This is a genomic window from Streptomyces sp. NPDC048483 (assembly GCF_040651455.1).
In the GTDB taxonomy this organism is placed as follows: domain Bacteria; phylum Actinomycetota; class Actinomycetes; order Streptomycetales; family Streptomycetaceae; genus Streptomyces.
The window spans coordinates 1-2141 of sequence record NZ_JBEZJZ010000251.1 but is presented as its reverse complement, the minus strand read 5'-3'; the positions used below and the strand labels follow the sequence as shown (position 1 = coordinate 2141).

The 2141-nt window shown below is 70.4% G+C and carries 1 protein-coding gene; it reads right to left on the bottom strand.

The window, feature by feature from the left end; all coding sequences use genetic code 11:
- Window positions 1-592 precede the first annotated feature (592 nt).
- The gene (locus AB0D04_RS42620) at window positions 593-1813 is read right to left on the bottom strand and encodes an acetyl-CoA C-acetyltransferase (protein WP_362712872.1); all 1221 of its coding nucleotides are present in this window, start codon (window positions 1811-1813) and stop codon (window positions 593-595) included.
- Window positions 1814-2141 lie beyond the last annotated feature (328 nt).

Genomic DNA, 2141 nt, shown 5'->3' with positions numbered 1-2141 from the left:
AGGCGCGCACCTCTGCACGATTCGCTCGCTGCGCTCGCTCATGCCGAAACCTCGACTCCCAATAGCAGAATGTCCCCCGACTTCCTACATCAGGGTGCACGGGGACGGCGACCGCTCCCAGTGCACTATGTCCCGAAAGGTAGCGGGGCTTGGGGTTTGTGTGCCCGGGTGCACCCGTGCTGACCTGCGAGAACCCCGCCGCGGCGGGGCGTTGGTCACAATCCTGGCGGCTATTGGGTCGCGATCTTGTTAACAGGTGACACAGGCCACCCGTCGTCGCCACAGGTGCCCGTACGACCGCGAAGGGTGCGCGCGGAGCGGGAGTTGACCGCTGCTCCGCACGCACCCTTCGGGCGGCACCCCCTGCCAGAGGGAGCCGGTGGCTCAGCTCAGCCGCGCGTGCTTGTGGTCGCGCTGTGCTTCGCTTCCGCTGCGGGCAGGTGCCGGGCACTCGTTCCTCGCGCCCGACCCCTACCCTCCGCTGCAGCTCAGCTCAGCCGCGCGTGCTTGTGGTCGCGCTGTGCTTCGCTTCCGCTGCGGGCAGGTGCCGGGCACTCGTCCCTCGCGCCCGACCCCTACCCTCCGCTGCAGCTCAGCTCAGCCGCTCGATGACCATCGCCATGCCCTGGCCGCCGCCCACGCACATCGTCTCCAGCCCGAACTGCTTGTCGTGCCACTGGAGGGAGTTGATGAGGGTGGTGGTGATCCGGGCGCCCGTCATGCCGAAGGGGTGGCCCACCGCGATCGCGCCGCCGTTGACGTTCACGCGGTCCAGGTCGATGCCCAGGTCGCGGTACGAGGGGATCACCTGGGCGGCGAACGCCTCGTTGATCTCGGCCAGGTCGATGTCGGAGACCGAGAGGCCGGCGCGCTGGAGGGCCTGCTTGCTGGCCTCTACGGGGCCGTACCCCATGATCTCGGGGGAGAGGCCGGAGACGCCGGTGGACACGATCCGGGCCAGCGGGGTCAGGCCCAGCTCGCGCGCCTTGGTGTCGGACATGATGACCAGCGCCGCGGCGCCGTCGTTCAGCGCGCAGCAGTTGCCGGCGGTGACCAGGCCGTCGGGGCGGAAGACCGGCTTGAGGCCGGAGACGCCCTCGACGGTGACGCCGGCGCGCGGGCCGTCGTCCTTGGAGACGACCGTGCCGTCGGGCAGCTCGACCGGGGTGATCTCCCGCTCCCAGAAGCCGTTCTTGATCGCCTGCTCGGCGAGGTTCTGGGACCGTACGCCGAACTCGTCCATGTCCTGGCGGGTGACGCCCTTGAGGCGGGCGAGGTTCTCCGCGGTCTGGCCCATCGCGATGTACGCGTCCGGGACCAGCCCGTCCTCGCGCGGGTCGTGCCAGTCCGCGCCCTCCTGCTCGGCGCGGGCCGCGGTGCGCGCCTCCGCCTCGGCGAACAGCGGGTTGTGGGTGTCGGGCAGGGTGTCGGAGTTGCCCTTGACGGACCGCGAGACGGTCTCGACGCCCGCCGAGATGAAGACATCGCCCTCGCCGGCCTTGATGGCGTGCAGCGCCATCCGGGACGTCTGGAGCGAGGAGGAACAGTAACGGGTGACGGTGCAGCCGGGGAGGTGGTCCATCCCCATCTGGACGGCCACGATGCGGCCGAGGTTGTGGCCCTGCTCGCCACCGGGCAGGCCGCAGCCGAGCATCAGGTCGTCGATCTCGGTGGGGTCCAGCTCGGGGACCTTGGCGAGGGCGGCCTCGATGATCTTCGCGGTCAGGTCGTCCGGGCGCAGATCCTTGAGCGAGCCCTTGAAGGCGCGGCCGATCGGGGAGCGGGCGGCTGAGACGATCACGGCTTCGGGCATCACGGCTCCAGAGGGGTATCGGTGATGGACTCTCAGGGAAGTTACCTGCACGTAGTGCCCAGGTCACGGGGTGCGTGCTGTGATGCGGGCCTCTTTTCTAAGCGGGCGCTTATGGGAACGGGAAGGGGCCGTCCGGTATTCCCGTACGGCCCCTTCTCCCGGCCCGCCGTCACCACCCGATCTGCGGCACCTCCGTCGGCTCCGGGGCGGGCAGCTGGCGCCGCCTGCGGTGCTTGAGCAGGGCCCAGGGGGCGCGGCGCCCGCTGACCTGCGCCCGGCACGGCGTCGACCGCGGTCAGATCGACGTCTCCGCCGCCGTCATCCGGCT